Origin of the sequence: Burkholderia sp. HMSC10F09, assembly GCF_001806955.1 — a bacterium.
Lineage (GTDB): Bacteria > Pseudomonadota > Gammaproteobacteria > Burkholderiales > Burkholderiaceae > Burkholderia > Burkholderia multivorans.
Map to the genome: position 1 here is coordinate 972 of NZ_KV786882.1, position 1,282 is coordinate 2,253.

At 69.7% G+C, this 1,282-nt stretch carries 2 protein-coding genes; both read left to right on the forward strand.

What is annotated here, in order from left to right:
- Positions 1–622, forward strand: a 622-nt coding sequence (locus tag HMPREF3115_RS24770; protein ID WP_256276420.1) for a manganese catalase family protein, incomplete at its 5' end; no start/stop codon positions are given.
- 62 nt (positions 623–684) lie between these two features.
- Positions 685–1,206, forward strand: coding sequence for a ferritin-like domain-containing protein (locus tag HMPREF3115_RS24775; protein WP_006405153.1), 522 nt, complete (start codon positions 685–687; stop codon positions 1,204–1,206).
- Positions 1,207–1,282: the final 76 nt, after the last annotated feature.

A 1,282-nucleotide genomic window follows, 5' to 3' on the forward strand; every position in this document is an offset into this window, starting at 1 on the left:
CAACGACAGCCACGTGACGCAGCTGCTGTACGGCGCCGGTTCGCCGCTGACGAATTCGGGCGCGGTGCCGTGGAGCGCCGCGTACATCGACACGATCGGCGAGCCGACCGCCGACCTGCGCTCGAACATCGCGGCCGAGGCGCGCGCGAAGATCATCTACGAACGGCTGATCAACGTGTCGGACGATCCGAGCGTGCGCGAAGCGCTCGGCTTCCTGATGACGCGCGAAGTGTCGCACCAGAAGTCGTTCGAGAAAGCGCTCTACGCGATCACCGCGAACTTCCCGCCGGGCAAGCTGCCGCCGATGGAACCGTACGACCGCGTGTACTTCCGGATGCAGGAAGGCGCGGAGCCGATGCCGGGCCCGTGGAATCGCGGCGATGCGCTGTCGGTGCGGCGTGGCGAGCCGGCCGTCGACGGCGGCGACGGCCTCGCGACGGGCGCAGTCGATCCGACGCAGTCGCAGGCGCTCGAAGCGATGGCGCGCCGGCTCGCGTCCGACCCGAACTGCGATCCGACGACCGGTGCCGAGCTCGGCGCCGGTGCACCGCACGACAGCACGACATCGCCGGTGCCGCCGGTGTCCGGCACGCCGGGCACGACGGGCACGCCGGGCGTGTAACGCACAAGAGGCGCGTACGCGCGCCTCGGCCCGCATTCACCGACACGACAGGAGAACGAGGCATGGCAAGCGAAGCGAACGTAGTAGACGAGCGGTTGATGGAATGGCTGCGCGACGCGCATGCGATGGAGGAACAGGCCGAGACGATGCTGTCGTCGATGGCCGGCCGGATCGAACATTATCCGGACCTCAAGCGGCGCATCGAGCAGCACATCGAGGAAACGCGCGAACAGGCGCGGCTGATCCGCAGCTGCATCGAGCGGCGCGGCGGCTCGGTGTCGACCGTGAAGGATCTCGGCGCAAAGACGATGGCCTGGGTGCAGGGCATGTCGGGGATGTTCGTGTCGGACGAGATCGTCAAGGGCGGCATGGCGAGCTACATGTTCGAGCACTTCGAGATCGCCGCGTACCGCAACCTGATCGAGGCCGCGCGCGTGGCCGGCGACGTCGAGACGCAGACGATCTGCGAGCGGATCCTGCCCGAAGAGCAGGCGATGGCGGCCTGGCTCGAGCACAACATGGCGGGCGTCGTGCGCACGTATCTCGCGCGCGAGATGCGTCCGAACACGACGGCGAAACGCTGAGCGGTCGCGGCCGGCCGCGCCGCCGCGGCGCGTGCGACCGGCCGCTCGCCCCCGCTCGGCGGGCCGCCGCGGCAGG

Bases quoted from the DNA above. Each gene is read 5' to 3' on its own strand.
- HMPREF3115_RS24775 (WP_006405153.1), top strand. From the start codon at position 685: ATGGCAAGCGAAGCGAACGTAGTAGACGAGCGGTTGATGGAATGGCTG.